Annotated in this window: 2 protein-coding genes; both read left to right on the forward strand. The window is 36.2% G+C overall.

The window, feature by feature from the left end:
• A partial coding sequence (locus OMHG_RS17600; RefSeq protein WP_010647046.1) for a Mu transposase domain-containing protein occupies window positions 1-754 on the forward strand: 754 nt, incomplete at its 5' end.
• Window positions 751-1,518 carry an IS21-like element helper ATPase IstB gene (istB, locus tag OMHG_RS00090; protein ID WP_010647047.1) on the forward strand — a complete coding sequence of 256 codons (768 nt, stop codon included), beginning with the start codon at window positions 751-753 and terminating at the stop codon, window positions 1,516-1,518. The genes OMHG_RS17600 and istB, both read left to right, overlap by 4 nt.
• The last annotated feature ends 37 nt before the right edge of the window (window positions 1,519-1,555 follow it).

A 1,555-nucleotide genomic window follows, 5' to 3' on the forward strand; every position in this document is an offset into this window, starting at 1 on the left:
AAAGGCATTCTCATCTGAATTTTCTTTTTCTAGCCTAGTTGAGGCTGAGGAACAGTTATTGAGCACGTTACAACGTATAAATGGGCGATTGCATCATAAAGAAAAAATTAAACACACTGATTTAATGGAGGAGGAGAAAAAGGTAGCAAAACAAGCAGTAGCTATTGCGCCATTTGATGGGGCTGATTTAGTTGAATGCCACATAGATAAATATAGTTCAGTGGTTATCAAACAAAATCACTATTCAGTGCCAGAAGGACACGTTGGAAAACGGATTAAAGCAAAAGTGGGAGCTGAAAAGGTAAAGTTATTTATTGAAGGAGATCTTGTGGCTGAGCATTCACGTAATTGGGGGTTACACCAGTGGGAAATGAATATTTACCATTATTTAAACACATTTCAAAAGAAAAAGGGTGCCATCGCTCAAAGTGAATGTTTGAAGCAGGCACCTAACCAAATTAAAAAATTATACAATCATTATTATATCGGAAAAGAGAAAGATTTCATAGAGTTACTATTCTATATCAAAGAAAAAAACAAGTTGAATCATGTCATGAAGGCGGTTGAAGAATTAAAAAATATTCGCTTCGATTATGTGAGTACAGAAAGAATTCTTTTCCTCTGTGAGCAAACTACTCCTTCAGGAGTAAATTCGTTAGAAATAGATGATACCTCTAAACAATCTGAAAGCAATATTAAGGCATATGGGCTCCTGTTTAATCAACCGGAAGAGGAAGAAGGATTGGCTCTATGAATAAGAAACAGCAAGTTATTGATTTTTGTAAGGATTTGCGGTTACCAAGCATTCGCAAGATGGTTCAAAATGAAACAGATTTTAAATATCCTGAACAAGCATTTGATGTATTACATCAAGTGCTTATCCAAGAAAAAGGTGATCGTTTAGTACGCGCTAAATACAATCGTATTCGGGCAGCAAACTTCCCCGAGAAAAAGTTATTGGAGGAATTAGAAGAGGAAGCTTTACCAGATGATGCGAAACGGAAATTACCACATTTTAAATCGTTGGATTTTATAAAAGAGGGTCAAAATATTATTTTAACGGGATCGCCAGGTACGGGCAAATCTCATATAGCCGTAGGGCTTGGGGTAGAAGCATGTATGGCTGGTTATAGGGTGTATTTTGCGACCGTATCATCGTTAATCAATCAGCTTAAGGAATGCCGTTCTGAACGCACACTGAGGGCATTTGAATTAAAGTTTGAAAAGTATGATCTGGTTATTATTGATGAGCTTGGCTATATATCATTTGATAAAGACGGTGCTGAACTTTTTTTCTCGCATCTATCGTTACGAGCCGGTAGAAAGTCTACGATTATAACAAGTAACTTATCCTTTTTGAAATGGCAAGAGGTCTTTCATGATCCAGTATTGACAGCTGCGCTAACAGATAGACTTACACATAAATCACATGTTTTAAATATGAATGGGATTTCTTATCGGATGAAAGAAACAGAAAAATGGATGAAAATGAACGAAGGTAAAGTGGCTCAAAATTAAATTGCGAAATGGCTCACTTTTCACTTGCGAAATACAA

The sequence above is a fragment of the Oceanobacillus massiliensis str. N'diop genome, assembly GCF_000285495.1.
Lineage (GTDB): Bacteria > Bacillota > Bacilli > Bacillales > Amphibacillaceae > Oceanobacillus > Oceanobacillus massiliensis.

What these genes read in the sequence shown, in the direction of transcription:
- istB (WP_010647047.1), top strand. Translation starts at nt 751, where the DNA reads ATGAATAAGAAACAGCAAGTTATTGATTTTTGTAAGGATTTGCGGTTA.